An 18127-nucleotide genomic window follows, 5' to 3' on the forward strand; every position below is an offset into this window, starting at 1 on the left:
AAAAAATCTAAGCAAACCCGACTATACGGGTGACGTGGTTACATTCGGCGTGTTGTTAACGTTTCGTTGGCACTGATTGCGAGCGGCCCCCCAATTGCTGCTTGCCCGTTTACACCTTGAGAGAGAGGTTCGTTTCATGAAGCGTCGTCTGCTGGTTACCGCCGTATGCACCGCCTTAACGATGCCATCGCTTGCGATGGCGCAGGACCAAGGTGACGTGACCCAATTGGACAAGGTCACCGTGACAGGTTCGTTGATCCCCCGCTCCCAGATCGAAACCGCGACCCCGGTGTTTTCGATCACTGCCCAGGACATCCAGCGCCGCGGCTTCAAGGACGTCTACGACGTGCTGCGCTCGCAGCCGATGGCCACTGGCTCCGTGCAGGACAGTCAGTTCAGCGGCGGCTTTACTCCGGGCGCCAAGTCGTTGAGCCTGCTCGGGCTGGATCCCGGCTTCACCCTGGTGCTGATCGATGGCCGGCCAATGGCCGACTACCCGCTGCTCTACAACGGCCAAAGCAACTTCGTCGATCTGGCCAGCGTGCCGGTCGGCATGGTCGAGCGTATCGATGTGGCGCCCGGCAACCAGTCCTCGATCTACGGTTCCAGCGCGATTGCCGGGGTGGTCAACATCATCCTGAAAAAGCGCATGGACGGCGTGCAGATGAACTACCGCATGGGCACCTACGATGGTGGCGGCGGCAACAACCAACGCTTTCAGCTCACTGGCGGCAACCAGATCGGCGGCGCCAATATCGTGTGGGGCTGCAGCTCAATAATCAGGACCCGATCTACGGTTTTCAGCGGCGCGATTTCGATTCCACCAACGACAACCCGGACCCGACCCTGCGCTACGGCTCGCGCATCGCGCTGCACAACACACCGCGCACCTACATCGACCCCGGTTCCGACAACTGCGCCGCGCTGGGCGCGCTGTTCAACGGCTCGGTGCAATACGACAACCGTGCCAACCGTGGCAATTTCTGCAGCAGTCGTGCCGAGCCTGGCTATGCCAGCATCCTCAACAAGGAGCGCAGCGCCAGCGGCTACGCCAACCTGAGCTATGCATTCAACGACAATGCCGAACTGTATTCGACCCTGCTGCTCAACCGCACCAAGGTCGAAGTCAACAGTGGCTCGCAGTTCTGGCAGTCCTCTTCTGACACCGGCGGTCTGTTCTACAACCAGGACAGCCAGCAGCTGGAAAGCTATCAGCGCATCTTTGCGCCGGAAGAAACCGGCAATCTGAATTTCAACAATCAGCGCCAGACCGCCGATTCCTACAACATCGCAATTGGCCTGAAGGGCGGCCTGGGCGCCAGCAACTGGACCTACGACGCCTATTACGCCCGTTCGGAATACCGCATCGACAGCCGCCAGCAATGGCCGCTGGCCGATCGCATCGAAGACTTCTTCCGCGAACAATTCCTTGGCGCACCGCAGGGCGAGTATTACGGCTACCCGATCTACTCGCCCAACGATGCCAACTTCTATCGCGCATTGACGCCGGCGCAGTACCGCAGCTTCAACGACGAAATCCGTACCAAGTCCAGAACCTGGACCCAGAACGTCAACCTGCAGCTGACCAATACCGAATTGTTCAACCTGCCTGCCGGCGCTGTGGGCATCGCCGGCGTGTTGCAGGCAGGCAATCAGTACTGGACCAACCCGACCGACCCGCGCGTCATCGCCGGCGACTTCTACCAGCTGACCGGCACCCAAGGCAGTGGCAAGCGCGACAACTGGGCGGCAGCCTTTGAAACGCGGATCCCGATCCTGAGCACATTGACCGCCAACCTGTCTGGTCGCTACGACGACTACAAGAACCAGGGAGGCGGTGGGGATTCCAAATTCACCTACAAGGCGGCACTGGAATTCCGCCCGATCGACTCGCTGTTGTTCCGCGGCAACTACGCCACCGCCTTCAAGGCGCCGGACATGGCCTTCAGCTTTGCCGGCGACAGCGGCTTCTTCCAGGGCGTCAACGATTACTACCGTTGCGCGGTGGAAGAACCGGGCGTGCCGATCGCCGATTGCACCTACGCTGGCACCACGATTTCAGGACGCCGCGCCGGCAATCGCGATCTGAAGTCGATCACGGCCAAGTCCTGGGGCGCCGGCGTGGTGTGGTCCCCAAGCGCACGCTTCAGCGTCAATGCCGACTACTACAACATCAAGATCGACCAGAAGGTCAGCGATCTGAGCACCGACAATCTGCTGCAAACCGAATCGGCGTGCCGCCTGGGCAGCCTGGACATCAATTCGCCTACCTGCGTGGACGCGCTTTCGCGGATCGATCGGACCGGGCCCGATGCACCGGTGCCCAATCGCCTGAGTAGCATCCGCATCAATCCGGTGAATATTTCCAACGAGGAAATCTCCGGTGTGCTCACCAAGGCGACGTACAACCTGGCGACCGAATCCTGGGGCCTGTTCGTGTTCGACGCGCAGTACAACGTGACCCTCAAGCACGAAAGCCAGCAATTCCCGCAGGACCCGGTACGCGACCTGCTCAGCGAACCGTTCTTCTCCTCCGAGTTTCGCACCATCGCCAATGCCTCGGTCACCTGGCAGAAGGATGCGTGGACGACCACCTTGTTCGGCCAGCGCTACGGCCGCACCCCGAACTTTCTGTCGCAGCAGAGTACCGACGGCTACGCAGTGGAAGGAGCACGCAAGGTCGGCGCGTGGACCACGTTCAATGCAACGCTGGACTACGCGATCAGCGACGATATCTCGCTGACGGCAACGGTCAACAATATCGCCAATACACGCCCGCCGCGTGACCGCACCTACACCAGCTACCCGTACTACAACATCTTCAACTACACCGGCTACGGCCGCGCCTACATGCTGGAATTGAACTGGCGCTTCGGCGCGCATTGATTCACTGCACTGTGCATGCGTATCTCCAGCGGCAGCCAACATGGCTGCCGCTGGCGTTTTTGGACTTGCGAGGCAGCTGCGGCAGTGTTGCCCGCCTGCAGGCCAGAGCATGCAGTGATGGCGTTGCGCAAGCAGACCCGGCTGGCGCAACCGCCGTCCATCGGGGCGAGTGCTTCGGTGCGCATCGAACTGGAGGCCGATGAAACGTGCTCGCAGCGCGCCTGGTGCGCCGCCCAAGACCTAATGGCCGCTGTCAATGCACGCCAGCATCGAGCAGGCCCGCCTGCGACAACGCCTGCCGCAAAGGCTCCAGCTGGACTGCATAGCGGCGCCATTCCTCCACGTTGCGGCTGTGCACGCCCTCGCGCACCTGCACGCTGCTCAGCGTGGCAGACGCTGCGGCATTGCGCGTGATGTCGATCTGCCCCGGCTCGACGTCCAGCCCGCAATGTGCCATCAGCTGCTGCAGTACCGTGGAGGGATCGCGCACCATCTGCGCGTAGTCCACATCGATCACCCGGCCCGGCAATGCCGCGCGCCATTGCGCCATCAAACCGTGATACGCCTGATAGTGACGTGCCAACGTGTGCAGGTCGTAGCTGTAGGCATACGAATCGCCGAACAGCGCGCGGTAATTGGAAAAACATACCGCCATCGGCTCGCGCACCAGGTGCACGATCAGCGCGCCCGGCAGTGCGCGCGCAATCGCGCCGATCGCCACCGCATTGGCCGGCAATTTATCGATATACCAGCGCGCCGCTCCGGCACGCCACTGGGTCTGTTGCAGATACCGCGCGCCGACCTGTGCGTAATCCAGCGTGGGCAGCGCCTGCAGCAACTGCGCGTCGAGCAGACTGCGGCCGGCCTGGTCGGCGCCCCAGCGCAGCTGATGACCGAAGTCGTTCAACTCGCCGGCCGACACGATCTGCGAATGATTGCCCAGCATGCGCTCCAGCACCGTGGTGCCCGAACGCGGCAGGCCGAGCACGAAAATCGGCTGCGGACCCTGCACGTTATCGGCCTGCTGCGCTGCGAACACACCCCGCGCAGCCAACGCACCCAGTTGCGCGTACAGCGCGGCTTCGGCATCGGCATCGTGGCGCAGACGTGCATGCATCACCGCATTGCCGTGCTGCAGCGCGTCCCAGGCGGCAGCGGTGTCGCCAAGGTCTTCCAGCTCCTTGTACAACGCAAAGGCCAGCCCGGCGCGATCTTCACTGTCGGGTTTGGCGAGCTGCAATTGCTGACGTAATGGCGCGACATGGTTGCTGCCGGGGGTCTGGCGGCGCAGCCGCGCACGCGTGAGCGCTGCACGGCCGTAGCCGGGCGACAGCGCCAGGGTCTGCTCCAGCGCCTGCGCGGCGTCATCCAGGCGACCGTTGAACTGCAGTTGCACGGCAAGAAAAAACCGGAAGTCCGGGCCATCGAATCCGCACGCCTGCGCGCGCTGCATCATCGCCAATGCCTCGACGTGTTCGCCCAGGGATTGGTGCACGTGGGCAAGCAAGGCCAAGGTCGCGCCGTCGCGGCACTGCATCACCGAGGGATGCCGTAGCAACGCGTGCAGCACGCGATGTTCGCCCACGCGCAACAAGGCCTGCGCCACACGGCAACGCATCGCCACGTCGTCGCCTACATCGCGGGCGGCCAGCTGCAGCTGAGTCACCGCGTCGCGCATGCGGCCGTTGGCCAACACGGTGCCGGCCAGCAACACGCGTGCAGCCACATGCGTCGGTTCGGCCTCCAGCAGCGCCTGCAGTGCAGACGCTGCCACGCCAAGATCGCGCCGCGCCAGCGCGGCCTGGGCGGTCTGCCAGTGCAGCGCGCCCGCCGGCCTGGACATCAGCTGGACAGATGCTCGATGGCAGCCACGCTGCCGAGACGCTCGCCGAGCTTCTTGAGCAGCGCCAGGCGGTTGGCGCGCAGCTGCGGGTCTTCGGCATTGACCATCACGCCGTCGAAGAACGCATCCACCTGTGGGCGCAGGCGCGCCAGGCGTGCGAGCACGGCAACGTAGTCGTGACGATGCAAGGCATCGCCGGTGTCGCCAATGGCCGCTTCCACCGCTTCGGCCAGCGCTTCTTCGGCCGGTTCGCGCAGCAAGCTTGTGTCGATGTCGCCGGGGATCTCGCCCTCGACCTTGCGCAGGATATTGCGGATGCGCTTGTTGGCTGCGGCCAGCGCCTCGGCCTCGGGCAGCTGGGCGAAGATGCCGATGGCATCGATGCGGCGGTCGAAGTCGTAGAGGGAGCCGTGGGTCGCGCCCAGATGCGCTCCTACGCCGTGCGGTGCAGGAGCGCCTTCGGGCGCGGCGGAGAACAAGGCTGCGACGGCATTGAAGTGCGTGGCAGGGACGCCTTTGTCTGCGTAGTAGCCGCGTAGGCGGTCGAGGATGAAGTCGAAGATTTCGTCCGCGATTTCGTGGTCATTTGCCATGTGACCGCCCCCAACCTGTACCTCTGCAACTTTGACACCCTTACCTTCGGCAACGGCGGCGTCAGCTTGTTGCTTGGCTGCCTTGGTAAACAAGATCGCAGTACTGGAAGAATGGACAGCGGCAGCCAGTGCGCCGCGCACATCCAGATCAAACCCACTCTCGATCACCGTCCGCGCCAACCCCAACGCATTCCGCCGCAGCGCAAACGGATCCTTGTTGCCGGTCGGCTTCAACCCCGCCGCAAACCCACCGGCCAAGGTATCCAGCCGCTCGGCAATCGCCAGCACCTTGCCCAACGGCGAGAGCGCGATGTCGTCGCCGGCGAACCGCGGCTGGTAGGCCTCGTCGATGGCCAGCGAGATTTCGCTGGGCTCGCCGGCGGCCTTGGCGTAATGGCGGCCGGCAATGCCCTGCAATTCCGGGAATTCGTTGACCATGCGCGATTGCAGGTCGTTCTTGGCCAGTTCCGCGGCGCGACGCGCCTGCACCGGGTCGGCACCGACCTGCGGTGCGATCGCCTCGGCCAGCGCCGCCACGCGCGCGACCTTGTCGGCCACCGTGCCCAGCTTAGCCTGGTAGGTCACGCTCGCCAGTCCCTCGCCCATCGCCTGCAGCCCCTGCTTGAGGTCTTCGTCGAAGAAGAACTTGGCGTCGGCAAAACGCGGGCGGATGACGCGCTCGTAGCCCTTGGCCACTTCGGCCACGTCCTTGGATTGGATGTTGGCGATGCCGATGAACTGCTCGGTGAGCTTGCCGCCGTCATCCAGCACCGGGAAGAATTTCTGGTTGATCTCCATGGTTTCGATCAACGCTTCCTGCGGCACCGCCAGGAAATCGCGTTCGAAACTGCACAGCACTGCCGCCGGCCATTCGACCAGGTTGACCACCTGCTCCAGGTTGTCGTCGCTGATGCGTGCGCTGCCGCCGGCCTGCGTGGCGGCCGCCTGCACTTCGTCGACGATGCGGGCACGGCGCGCGTCCGGATCCACCAGCACATGCGCGCTGCGCAGCGCATCGATGTACTCGCCGGGCGCCGCCAGCGACACCGCGCCCTCATGCATGAAGCGATGCCCGCGCGTGATGCGATCGCCGCGCACGCCCAGCAATTCGGCCGGAATCACTTCGCTGCCGAACAACAGCACCAGCCACTGCACCGGCCGTGCAAAGGCATATTCGTGCGCGCCCCAGCGCATCGGCTTGGGGATCGGCATCGCGGCGATGGCCTCGCGCAGGATCTCCGGCAACAGCTCGGCCGTGCGCGCGCCAGGCGTCACCGCGCGATGCACGAAGCGCTCGCCCTTGGCATCGCTGGTGCGCTCCAGCGCGGTCCAGTCGATCCCGGCCTTGGCGGCGAAACCGGCCAGCGCCCTGGTCGGCTTGCCCTCGGCGTCGAGGGCGATGTTGAGATACGGCCCCAGCACTTCGGAGCGCTGCTCCGGCTGCTCGGTGGCCACGCCCGGCAACAGCACCGCCAGCCGGCGTGGCGTGGACAACGGCTTGGCATCGCCGCGGGTGATGGCAACGCCTCGCTTTTCCAGACCGCTCAGCACGCCATCGAAAAAGGCCTGCGCCAGGCCCGGCAGCGCCTTGACCGGCAGCTCTTCGGTACCCAGTTCGATCAGCAGGGGAAAGTGTTCGCTCATGTCAGGTGGACCTTGCTTGTTCCTTCTGCCGTCAACGGACGAAGGTGACTGGAGGATGTGCTTCTCCCGCTGGCGGGAGAAGGTGGCGCGCAGCGCCGGATGAGGGTGGTGCCAGGTCGGATGGCGTACCGCCCCCATCCGCCCTTCGGGCACCTTCCCCCGCATGCGGGGGAAGGGCATTGCATCAGCAAGGCGCCGGCATCAGCGTTTGACACCAGGAAACCCCAGCTTCTCGCGCTGCGCGTAGTACGCCTGCGCCACGCCCTGCGCCAGCGCGCGCACGCGCAGGATGTAGCGCTGGCGTTCGGTGACGCTGATCGCGCGGCGCGCATCCAGCAGGTTGAAGGCATGGCTGGCCTTGGTGACCTGCTCGTACGCCGGCAGCGGCAGGCCGACCTCGACCAGGTGCCTGGCTTCGGCTTCGCAGGCGTCGAAGCGATGGAACAGCTCGGCCACGTTGGCGTGTTCGAAGTTGTAGGTGCTCTGCTCCACCTCGTTCTGGTGGTACACATCGCCGTAGGTCACTGCGGCGCCGTCCGGGCCGTAGGTCCACACCAGCTCGTAGACGTTGTCGCAGCTCTGCAAGTACATGCACAGCCGTTCCAGCCCGTAGGTGATCTCGCCCAGCACCGGCTTGCACTCCAGCCCGCCGGCCTGCTGGAAGTAGGTGAACTGGGTGACTTCCATGCCGTTGAGCCAGACCTCCCAGCCCAGGCCCCAGGCGCCGAGCGTGGGCGATTCCCAGTTGTCTTCGACAAAGCGCAGGTCGTGCACCAACGGGTCGATGCCCAGCGCCTTCAACGAGCCCAGGTACAGGTCCTGGATGTTGTCCGGGTTGGGCTTCATCGCCACCTGGTACTGGTAATAACGCTGCAGGCGGTTGGGATTTTCGCCGTAGCGGCCGTCGGTGGGGCGGCGCGAGGGCTGCACGTAGGCCGCATTCCACGGCTCCGGTCCCAGCGCGCGCAGGAAGGTGGCAGGGTGGAACGTGCCCGCACCCACTTCCAGGTCCAGCGGCTGGATCAGCACGCAGCCTTGCTCGGCCCAGTACTGGTTGAGGGTCTGGATCAGGCCCTGGAAAGTGATTGGAACGCGCCGGGAATCGGACATGCAGCAAGGGCCGTACGGGAGGGGTGCGCTAGTATACCGGCCGACCCGCGGCGCTTTGCCGCGCAGCACCGCTGCTGGGGAAGAACACGCATGGAACAGCGGCGCACCGCCGATCCGGACAACGCCGTGGCACTGCTGCCGGGCGGCCGGCTGATGTTCGACCCGGTCGCCGCGGCCCTGCTGGCCGACGGCATGGTGGTACCGCACGAACACGAGCGCGTGCAGTTCTCCGCTGGCGGCGCGCGCACCGCCAGCGATGTGCATCCGCTGGTGCTGCTGGCCAATCTGAAATTGCATGCCGCCCAGCCGCCGGCCGGCGAGCTGGGCCTGGAACGGCTGACCGAATGGCTGGCCACCCGCACCGGGCTGCGCTATCTGCGCATCGACCCCACCCGCATCGATGTGGCCGCCGTCACCGGCGTGGTCTCGCATGCGTATGCGCGACGCCATCGCATCCTGCCGCTGGCGCTGGATGCCGAGCGCGTGCTGATCGCCACCAGCGAGCCGCTGGCGCTGGAGTGGCTGGCCGACGTGCAACACCTGAGCCGGCGCCGCATCGAGCTGGCACTGATCAACCCGCTGGACCTGCATCGCTACACGATGGAGTTCTTCGGCGTGACCCAATCGGTGCGCGGCGCGCGCAGCGATGCGCGCAGCACCGAACCCAATGCCGGCCTGCCCAGCTTCGAACAGCTGGTGGAACTGGGCCGCGCGGGCGACGTCAATGCCGACGACCACCACATCGTGCACATCGTCGACTGGCTGCTGCAATACGCCTACGAACAGCGGGCCAGCGACATCCATCTGGAACCGCGGCGCGAGGCCGGGCGTATGCGCTTTCGCATCGACGGGGTGCTGCACAAGGTGCTGGAAGTGCCGCCGTCGGTGATGACCGCCGTGGTCAGCCGCATCAAGGTGCTCGGCCGCATGGACCTGGCCGAACGCCGCCGCCCGCAGGACGGCCGCATCAAGACCCGCTCGCCGGGCGGGCGCGAAGTGGAAATGCGCCTGTCCACGATGCCCACCGCGTTCGGCGAAAAGTGCGTGATGCGTATCTTCGACCCGGATTCGGCGTTCAAGAGCATCGAGCAGCTCGGTTTCAGCCCCGAAGAAGCCGCCGGCTGGAACGCGCTGGTCGAGCGACCGCACGGCATCGTGCTGGTCACCGGCCCGACCGGCTCGGGCAAGACCACCACGCTGTATTCCACGCTCAAGCGCCTGGCCACGCCGGACGTGAACGTGTGCAGCGTGGAAGACCCGATCGAGATGATCGCGCCGGAATTCAACCAGATGCAGGTGCAGCAGAACATCGACCTGGATTTCGCCAGCGGCGTGCGCACGCTGCTGCGCCAGGACCCGGACATCATCATGATCGGCGAAATCCGCGACCTGGAAACCGCACAGATGGCGGTGCAGGCTTCGCTCACCGGGCATCTGGTGCTGTCCACGCTGCACACCAACGACGCCGCCTCGGCGATCACCCGCTTGCTCGATCTGGGCGTGCCGCATTACCTGGTGGCCTCCACCCTCAACGGCGTACTGGCGCAGCGGCTGGTGCGCACGCTGTGCGTGCACTGCAAGCGCCCGCACACGCTCAGCGACGCCGACTGGGCGGCGATTCGCGAACCGGGCGAAGCGCTGCCGGAGACGCTCAACGTGCACGCTCCGGTCGGTTGCCTGGAATGCCGCCGCACCGGCTACCTGGGCCGGGTAGGCCTGTACGAACTGCTGCCGGTCACCCCGCGCCTGCGTACCCTGATCCGCCCGGACACGGAACTTGCCAGCTTCAGCCAGGCGGCCCGCGGCGAAGGCCTGCGCACGCTGCGCCGCACCGGCCTGGAGAAGGTCGCCGCCGGGCTGACCACCATCGAGGAAGTGCTGTCGGTGTTGCCGCCGCGGGAGTGAGCGGATCCTCCGTGCTGGTGAGCACGCCGCTTGGCGTGGTTGGCGGCCGGCACGCGCGTGCATGATCGGGGGGATTCCCGAGGCCGCAAGGCATCGAGGGGCGGGGGATTGCGTAGAAAATTTTTTGCGCACGGTGGGACCGATCCCTGCCGATCGCCCGTTCGCTCAGGCACGTTGTCGGTGGGCACGCACGCAGACACACGTCCGTTTTCCACGCCGTTTCGTACGCCAAGCGCTCGATCGCCATGACGGCGACCGACGCACCCGCACCCGGCCGCAACTGCGTGCCGCACGCGCTCGATGTTGCCGCACCAGTGCAACTCGGCGCTCATGCCGTCATGGTGCGGACGCCATCTGGCCCGCAGCTTGATCTTTCCAACTGCCGCACTTGTCCACGTTCCGGACGATGGATTGGCCCTCATGCGCGCGCTCCCAGACGCTCGACCCCGGCGGGTTTGCGCACCTTGGCGGTCATCTCGTGCATGGCCTTTTGGTGCGCTGCGATCTCCTGCGTCAGTTTTGCCTGCCTGACCGGATCGGGCTGAGGTTTTTGCCGCTCCCTGTCCAGTCGTGTCTGCGCCAACTGCATCCGCTTGTACGGCAGGTGCGTTTGCGCCTTGGCGTTGAAGCTCTCGGCCGTGTGGAACTGCACTTCAAACGCGTAGCCCTCGGCGTCGGTGAAGCTGGCATTGATGCCCCGGTAGGTGCCGTCTCCCGAGGTGAAGTAATTTTTCAGCTTCACGCACGTGATTCCTTGCCGACGCAGGGCGTCCTGTGCCGCCAGCACCTTGATCACGAAACGCTCGGACGGCAGCTCAAGCGCATAGCGCAGCGCATCGCCCACGCTCTGCGCGGCCTGTTCGGCAGTCATGCCGGCGCGCAGATGGCGCCGGATCTTGTCCTTGATCGAGGCGACCGATTTCTGGAACGGGGCCTGTTGCGCCTGCTCGATCCGACCCTGCTTGGCGTCGTAGCGCACGTTGCCCCAGAGCCGCGCGCCCAAGCCTTTGGCCAGCGTGTCGAGCACCGGGGTCAGCGCCGCTTGCTTGCTTGCGGCGGTGTCGAACACAGCGGATGCCGACGATGGGTCTGCAGTGCCGGCAGCCTGCTCGGCGCCGGGCGTGGGCGTGGCGCTTGGCAACGCCGTCACGGTCTCTTCCTGCCAGTTATCGATCTCCTCGCATCCTGGCGGCGATGCCACGCGCTTGAAGGCCTCCAGTGCAGGCGCTTGCAGGATGCGTTGCTCGGCCCGCGACGCACCACCAAGCGCCAGCGCATGGGCGCGTTTGTACAGATCGTGGAAGCGCTCCTTGAGCGCGAAGGTCTCCGGCGTGTGGAACTGGATCTCCCACAGCGCACCCTCCGGGCTGCGCAGCGTGACATTGATGGCCTTGAAGACTGGCGGGTAATCGGTGAATTGATTGGTCAGCTTGACCCGTGCATGGCCCTGGTCGTCCAGTGCAGCCAGCGTGGCGCGCAGACCGGCGGTGAAGTCCTGCGGTTCCAGCACCACGCTGTAGCGCAGCGCATCGTTGACGCCCGCCGCCGCTTCTTGCAGCGTCTGCTTTTTCAGGGCCATCCGCTGCGTGAGCTTTTCCTGCAGCGAGCCGTACGACTTCAGTTGATGCTGCGTGCCGGCCAGTTGCCCACCATGGCGGGCGGCAATGCGCTGCAGCATGTCGGTGACCTGCGGCTCCATCTGGCGAGCGCGCCGCAGCAAGGCCTGTGCCTCAGCCGCAATGTCCTGCGGCTGCACGGCGCGCAGCCGCTCGGCCGGCGGCTGCGAGCGGGCGATCCAGCCGGCCTGCTGTAGCGCCTCCAGCGCGTCTTCCATGACGCCAGCGGCCATCGACGGCATGCGCTGCAGCAGCAGCCTGGTCTGTTCGGGATCGAAGCGCCCGTCCTGCATGGCCCGGGCGGTCGCCCTGCTGTACGGCGGGACGCGGACCCGCTCGGCGAAGCTGCGCTCGGCCCGTTCGCAGGCCTCCACGATCTTGGCGAACAACGCCGTGCCGGTGTCGGACTTCAGCGCATCGGTGCCGACCTTGACCGCGATGGTGAACAGGTTGCGCATGGTCAGTTCCGGTTCGCCGGGGACCAGCCCGGGTTGCCCGTCGGGGAACTGCGCATGCGATAGCCGGCGCACCGGGTAGTTGTCCAGGATGGCGTGGATGCGCGCCTCGACGTCAGAGGCGGCCGCGTAGGCCTTGGCTAGGCCGGGAAACGCCTCGGCCACGGCCTCGGGCAACGCCGGCGCGGCGCTGTCGGCGGCCGGGTCCGTCTCAAGCGCAAGCAGCTGCGCATGCAGCAATGCGGCCGCTTCCCGCGCTTCGGGCAGATGCGCGCGCTCGATCGCTTCGCGCGCCTGCACGCGCAGCGTGGCCAACACCACCGGATCGCGGGCCGGCTCTTCGAGCAGCTCGCGCAAACCGGTGCGCAACTCACGCTCGATGCCATCGTAGGTGCCGAACATCATGTCGCGCGCCATCGCTTCGCGCAGCGCGTCCGGTTGCGCCATGAAACGCGACGCCAACGTGGCAGCCGCCGAGGTGATGCGCTGGCCGCGCTTGAGGGACATGATCTCCGACAGCCGCCCGGGCTGGTAGCGGCCGCTGACCGGGTCGATGGCCGGCGTGGCCGTCTTCGGCGGCTTGAAGGACTGTTGCCGACCGCGCCGGGCCTGGCGATCCACCATCACCCGCGAAATCAGCGCCGCCAGCTTGGGGTAGCCTGCGTAGACAAACGCATCGTCCCCGTCGGTGTCCATGTTGCGTTTGCGCAACTCGTCGATCGGCAGTGCGCCCAGGCGCCCAGGCTCCACGATGTCCTTGAGCCGCAGGCTGCCGGTGCTGAGGATATCGCGCGGCAAGGCACCGCGGTCGCGGCCGTTGGTCCAGCACGACAGCGTCTTCAGATCTTCCTTGGAGCAGGCCAGGTCGGTGTCGGCAAACGCGGCCGGCCATTGCTTCTCGGGCACGACAACCAGCATGCCCTTGCTGTGCAGCATCTGCGGATCGACACCGGAGCGATCGTCGAAACCGGTGTAGCTGTACTGGATGCCGAAACACTGGGAGAGGAACGCGGCGGTAGCGTCGCCCTTGGCCACGGTGGCGATGCGTTGCTCCGGCACCGGTAGCAGATTCTCCTTGTCGTAGGGGGGCTTGCCGAGCAGCAACGGGCCATCGGCCAGGTCGAAGGCCTGGCTGCGCTGCTGCGGCAGATGCACCTTGTCGTCGGCCGACGGCACCGCCCGCACCCGCTGGCCCTGGTAGCCGCCGCTGACCAGCGGCCTGTACACCCACAACGGGTCATCGCCCGTCGGCTCCAGTGTCTGCAACCGCTCCTGCATCGCCGCGTGCGCCTCTTCCAGTGCCGCCGCATCGCGCGGGTAATGGTGCAGCGCCTGCGGTGGCATCAGCGAAGGGCCCTTGTCCTTGGCCACCAGGTCGCGCTGCTCCTCGGTGGCCTGGTTGGCCTGCACTGCGTGCCAGGCCTCGTAGTGCTTGCGGAAGGCCGGAATGGCCAAGGCCACCTCCAGTTTCAGGAAACCGCAGCCATCGTTGGGGCACAGTGCCAGGGCAGTGCCATCCACCGCCAACGGCTTGAACGGATGCGCAGGGCCCTCGACGTCATCGAACACGCCCAGGCGCAGCGTGCCCTCCACGACATGGTCACTGGGCACCATCTCCAGCAGCGAGCGCTGCATGCGTGACCAGTCCTCGCGTTGCGGAGCGAGCTTGGCGGCCAGCTGCATCAGGCTGCTGCCCGGGGCGGTGTCGGCATAGCGGAAGGCCGGCAACAGCGACGCCGATTCCTTGCGTTGGGACATCACCAGACTGCTGCTACCGGATTTGCTGCGCGCGGCGCGACTGCCGCCGAACAGGTCGAAGCGCCAGGGCTCACCGTTGTAGTTGAACGTCCGCGCGAGCATGAAGGTCGATAGCTCACCAGGTAATTGCACCTCCACCAGCGGCAGCCCGGTCAGGCGTGCAAACAGCGAGTACGGCTTGTCCGATTCGGACCGATTGGTCGACAGCTCCTTGCCCACCAGATCGACCACCACATGGGTCGTGCTGCCGCGGCCCGGAGCCGGCGCCACCGGCCGACCGGGAACCGTGGACATGCTCAAGCGCCCGCTGTCCAGGTCGAAGCGGGTCGGTGGATGGGCCTGGGTGATCGTCGGCGCGTCCTTGGCCATGCGCAGGTCCAGGGCGTCGAACACCTGCTCGCCGGCCTCGATCTGCGCGATCAGGTTCCAGCTCGTCTCGCCCAGGTCCGCCTCGATCGCCTCGCGCGTGCGCGCCAGCGTCAGGTCCACCCACGTCACTAGTTCATCGCGGCGCTGGCGCAACTCCTTCCGCGGGCCGTCAAGATGGCGCGCTTTCCATTGCCGGCTCACCACCGCGTAGGCCTTGAGCACCTGGTAGAAGGTCAACGCCGGGCAGCGCGTTGCATGCTGTTCGATGTCGGCCGAAGCGCGCGCGCCGTCGCCGCGCAGGTACAGGTCGATCTTGCGCGCGACGATGGGCTGCAACGTATCGAACACGCGCAATGCCTGGACCCGATGCCGGGGGATCAGCTCCGGACTGCGGATCAGCGGCAACAGTCCCATGCACAGGCTGCCGATCCCCTCAAGGCTGGTCTGGCGTAATCCATCGTCCCCGATGAGGGCCGACACCCGCTCCAGCGCGGGCCGTCCCAGCGGACGCATCTGGCGCTGCAGCCGCGCCGATGCCAGGGCCTTGAAGAGCACACCGATCTCGTCGGCCAACGCGGACGCAAACCGCTCGCGGTGCACATCCAGGTGCCCGGCCATCGCCCCCAGCTTGGCGACAGCCAAGGTCCGCAACGGCCCATCGTCCTCATCGTCCAGGTGCCACAGGCGCGACATGGCGTTGGCCAGCATGGCGATCCCAAGCATGTCCAACTGCTGCCAGGGCAGCTCGGCCGAGCCTGCGCGCTCGGCGAGCAGCACGCATGCCGACTGACACACCGGCCTGGTGAGACATCTGCTCAGCGCGTTGAGCGCGGTAGTGAGGCCTTGTGAGCTCAGGGCCTTGCACAAGCCGGGATCATTGACCAGCCGCTCGGCTAGCGCGTCCACGGCAGCCGCACAGACCGGCATATCGGGCCGTTTGCTCAGGGCGTTGAGCGCATTGGCCACGCCTTGCGCGTCCAAAGATTTGCGTAACCGGGGATCGTCGACCAGCCGTGCGGCCAGCGCACCGGCGGCGGTCGCACAGGCCGCGTTGTCGGGCCATTTGCTCAGGGCGTTGAGCGTATTGGCCACGCCTTGCGCAGTGAGGTCGTTGCGCAACCAGGGATCGTCGGCTAGCCGCTCGGCAAACGCGCTGGCGGCGACAGCACATACCGCATTGTCGGGCCACTTGCTCAGGGCATTCAATGCATTGGTCAATTCTTGTTGGTTCAGAGCCTTGCGCAACCAGGGATCGTCGGCCAGACGCCTGGCCAGCGCGCTGGCGGCGGCCGCACAGGCCGTATTGTCGGGCCATTTGCTCAGGGCGTTGAGCGCGTTTGCCACTTCTTGCGGCTTCAGTTCCTTGCGCAATCTGGACTCGTCGGCCAGCCGTGCGGCCAGCGTGCCAACGGCGGCCGCACAGGCCGTGTTGTCCGGCCATTTGCAAAGCGCGTTGAGCGCTTGGGCCACGTGGACAGGTTCGAGAGCCTTGCACAATTGGGGATCGTCTGCCACCCGTGCTGCCAGCGCACTGGCGGCGGCCTCATAGACCCCTATGTGAGGCCACTTGCTCACGGCGTTGAGCGCGGTGGCCACGCCCTGCGGGTCGAGGTCCTTGCGCAACTCGGGCTCGTCGGCCAGACGCCTGGCCAGCGCACTGACGACAGCTGCACAGATCTCGTTGTCGGGCCATTTGCTCAGGGCGTTGAGCGCAGTGGACACTTGCTGAGCGTCCAAGCCCTTGCGCAACCTGCGATCGTCGGCCACCCGTGCGGCCAGTGCGCTGGCAGCGGACGCACAGACCGGTGTGCCGGGCCATTTGCACAGCGCGTTGAGCGCTTGGGGCACGTGGACAGGTTCGAGGGCCTTGCACAACGCGGGATCGTCGGCCAGACGCTCCGCCAGCGCGCTGGCGGCAGCCGCACAGTGCGTATTGTTGGGCCACTTGCTCAGGGCATTCAGCGCAGTGACCACATCTAGCGGACCCAGGTCCTTGCGCAAGCTAGGATCCTCGGCCAGCCGCTGGGTCAGCGCGGTGGCAGCGGCCTCAAAGACCGCATTGTCGGGCCATTTGCTCAGGGCATTGAGCGCATTGGCCACGCCTTGAGCAGTGAGATCGTTGCGCAAGCTGCTCTCGTCGGCCAGCCGTGCGGCCAGCGCGTTGACGGCACCGGTACAAACCGCCGTGTCCGGCCATTTGCTCAGGGCATTGAGCGCTTGGGACACGTTGATGGGGTCCAGGGCCTTGCCCAACCCGGGATCGGCGGCCAGCCGCTCGGCCAGTGCGCTGGCGGCTTTCGCACAGACCTCTGTTTGGGGCCATTTGCTCAGGGCATTGAGCGCATTCGCCACACCCTGCGCGTCCAGCGCCTTACGCAATCCGGGATCGTCGACCAGACGTGCCGCCAGCGCACTGGCGGCGGCAGCGCAGACCGGGATGTCGGCCCATTTGCTCAGGGCGTTGAGTACAGTGGCCGCGCCTTGCGGATTGAGGTCCTTGCGCAGTCCAGGATCGTCGGTCAGCCGCTCGGCCAGCGCGCTGGCAGCCTCCCCACAGACCGCGTCGTCGGGCCATTTGCTTAGCGCATTGAGCGTGTTCGCCACGTTCTGCGCATCCATCGCATGACGCAGGCGCTTGTCGCTGGCGACACGCGCGGCAAGCCGATGCGCCGTGACCTGGCAGTCCGGATGATCGGGCCACTTGCTGAAGGTGTTGAGTGCCAGGCTGATGCTCTGCGCGTTCAGAGACTGCCGGACTTGGTTGTCACGCAGCAGGTGACGTGCCAAGCGAGCCACCGCGCGTTCACACCGGCCGCTGTCGATATTCTTTGCCAAGGCGTTCAGGAGAAGCGCCGACAGGTAGCCACTCAGCCCCACCAGATCATCGGCCTGATTGAGCTGTCCGGCGATCCACCCGATGGCCTCCATGCATGCGGGCTGGTTCGCGTGCTTGCTCAGCTTGTTGCCCACGTGCGCCAGCTGCGCCAGCGATGCCCCTTCGAACCATCCGGTCCCGGACAGGTACTGCGCAGCAAGCTCGGTGCAACGATCCAGATCGCGGGGCGTCACGCCTGCCCTGGCGCGCCGTGCAGTGGCAATCAGCTGAAGGTACTTGTCCAGCCGCTGCGCGTTGACTTGCGCGTTGACGCTCTCTTCCAGGAAGGGCAACGCCATCCCGTCACGCATGCGATGCGCCAGCTCGTTGTCATATGCCATCGACACGCACAGGCCCGCATTGTGGTTGCGAGCGATTCCGTGGGGCTCGCTCAACTGTCGCTGCTGTTGCTGTCGCTGTGCCTGTAGCCGTTTTTTTTCCGCACTGTCCAGCTGATGTTCGGCCCTGCGCAGGTCGTCGGTCGTCAGCCCCATGCCATGGAATAGCCGCTTTGACTGCCGAGATGGCGCCTGCTCTTCACGTGGTCGCTTTCTGGCGGACCATTCGGACGGTTGTTCGCGCGGTCGAAGAGATGCTCTTGCCTCCACACCATGCTGCTGCGACGATCGTTTTGGCAGATGATGCGCTGACGACGCGCCGACGTCAGCGGTGACCCTGTCCGGATACCGCTCGGTTCTGATGCGCTCGTTTTTGACGGCAGCCGGCTGCCACTGCTGAAAGCGCCCGTCCCACGCGCCTTCGCTGGCATCGGTTTGCTCTTTTTTTACGGCGCTTGCCGCAGATGGCTGCCCATATCGCGTTGGCGCCCCACGGTCATCCGACTCTACCCGTCGCCGTTTGCTGGGCGGCCGTCCAAGCGGTTGATGCGTGCCGCTGGTGCTGGCTGCTGCCGGACCCTCCGCTAGCTTGGGCGTCTCCTCATGAGCGTAAGGCGAGTTCGTGTGGAACGAATTTGGATTGGCGGCATGGGTTTTCATGTGCGAAATTTAGCCAATCCGCGCGCGCGCGACCTCTGCAATACGAAGCTTCAACGACGCGTGCGACGCTCGCTC

General features: G+C 65.8%; 5 protein-coding genes and 1 pseudogene. 2 read left to right on the forward strand and 4 right to left on the reverse strand.

Features of this window, described 5'->3' with window-relative positions; all coding sequences use genetic code 11:
• Nucleotides 1-196 precede the first annotated feature (196 nt).
• Nucleotides 197-2886: pseudogene (locus tag ACCQ00_RS20415) on the forward strand (TonB-dependent receptor plug domain-containing protein).
• Between the two features lie 253 nt (nucleotides 2887-3139).
• Here ACCQ00_RS20415 and ACCQ00_RS20420 read toward each other — a convergent pair.
• The 3 genes from ACCQ00_RS20420 to glyQ all read right to left on the reverse strand — a co-directional run bounded on the left by ACCQ00_RS20420 (nucleotide 3140) and on the right by glyQ (nucleotide 8076).
• A complete protein-coding gene (locus ACCQ00_RS20420; protein ID WP_039583924.1) occupies nucleotides 3140-4729 on the reverse strand; it encodes a tetratricopeptide repeat-containing sulfotransferase family protein in 1590 nt (529 codons plus the stop codon).
• Nucleotides 4729-6966: a glycine--tRNA ligase subunit beta gene (gene glyS, locus ACCQ00_RS20425; protein WP_039567318.1), complete on the reverse strand. Its 2238-nt coding sequence runs from the start codon at nucleotides 6964-6966 to the stop codon at nucleotides 4729-4731. Before glyS ends, ACCQ00_RS20420 begins: the two co-directional genes overlap by 1 nt.
• 201 nt (nucleotides 6967-7167) lie before the next feature.
• On the reverse strand, nucleotides 7168-8076 hold the full coding sequence (gene glyQ / locus ACCQ00_RS20430; RefSeq protein ID WP_017156064.1) for a glycine--tRNA ligase subunit alpha: 909 nt from the start codon (nucleotides 8074-8076) through the stop codon (nucleotides 7168-7170).
• A 90-nt stretch (nucleotides 8077-8166) separates the two neighbouring features.
• Here glyQ and ACCQ00_RS20435 point away from each other — a divergent pair, with 90 nt between their 5' ends.
• Entirely contained in the window at nucleotides 8167-9981 is a 1815-nt protein-coding gene (locus ACCQ00_RS20435) for a GspE/PulE family protein (RefSeq protein ID WP_039583926.1), read from the forward strand.
• Nucleotides 9982-10399: 418 nt separating this feature from the next.
• Here ACCQ00_RS20435 and xopAD read toward each other — a convergent pair whose 3' ends face one another.
• Entirely contained in the window at nucleotides 10400-18052 is a 7653-nt protein-coding gene (gene xopAD, locus ACCQ00_RS20440) for a XopAD/skwp family type III secretion system effector (RefSeq protein WP_082322708.1), read from the reverse strand.
• Nucleotides 18053-18127 lie beyond the last annotated feature (75 nt).

The organism is Xanthomonas sp. NCPPB 3761, from assembly GCF_041475705.2.
Lineage (GTDB): Bacteria > Pseudomonadota > Gammaproteobacteria > Xanthomonadales > Xanthomonadaceae > Xanthomonas > Xanthomonas phaseoli.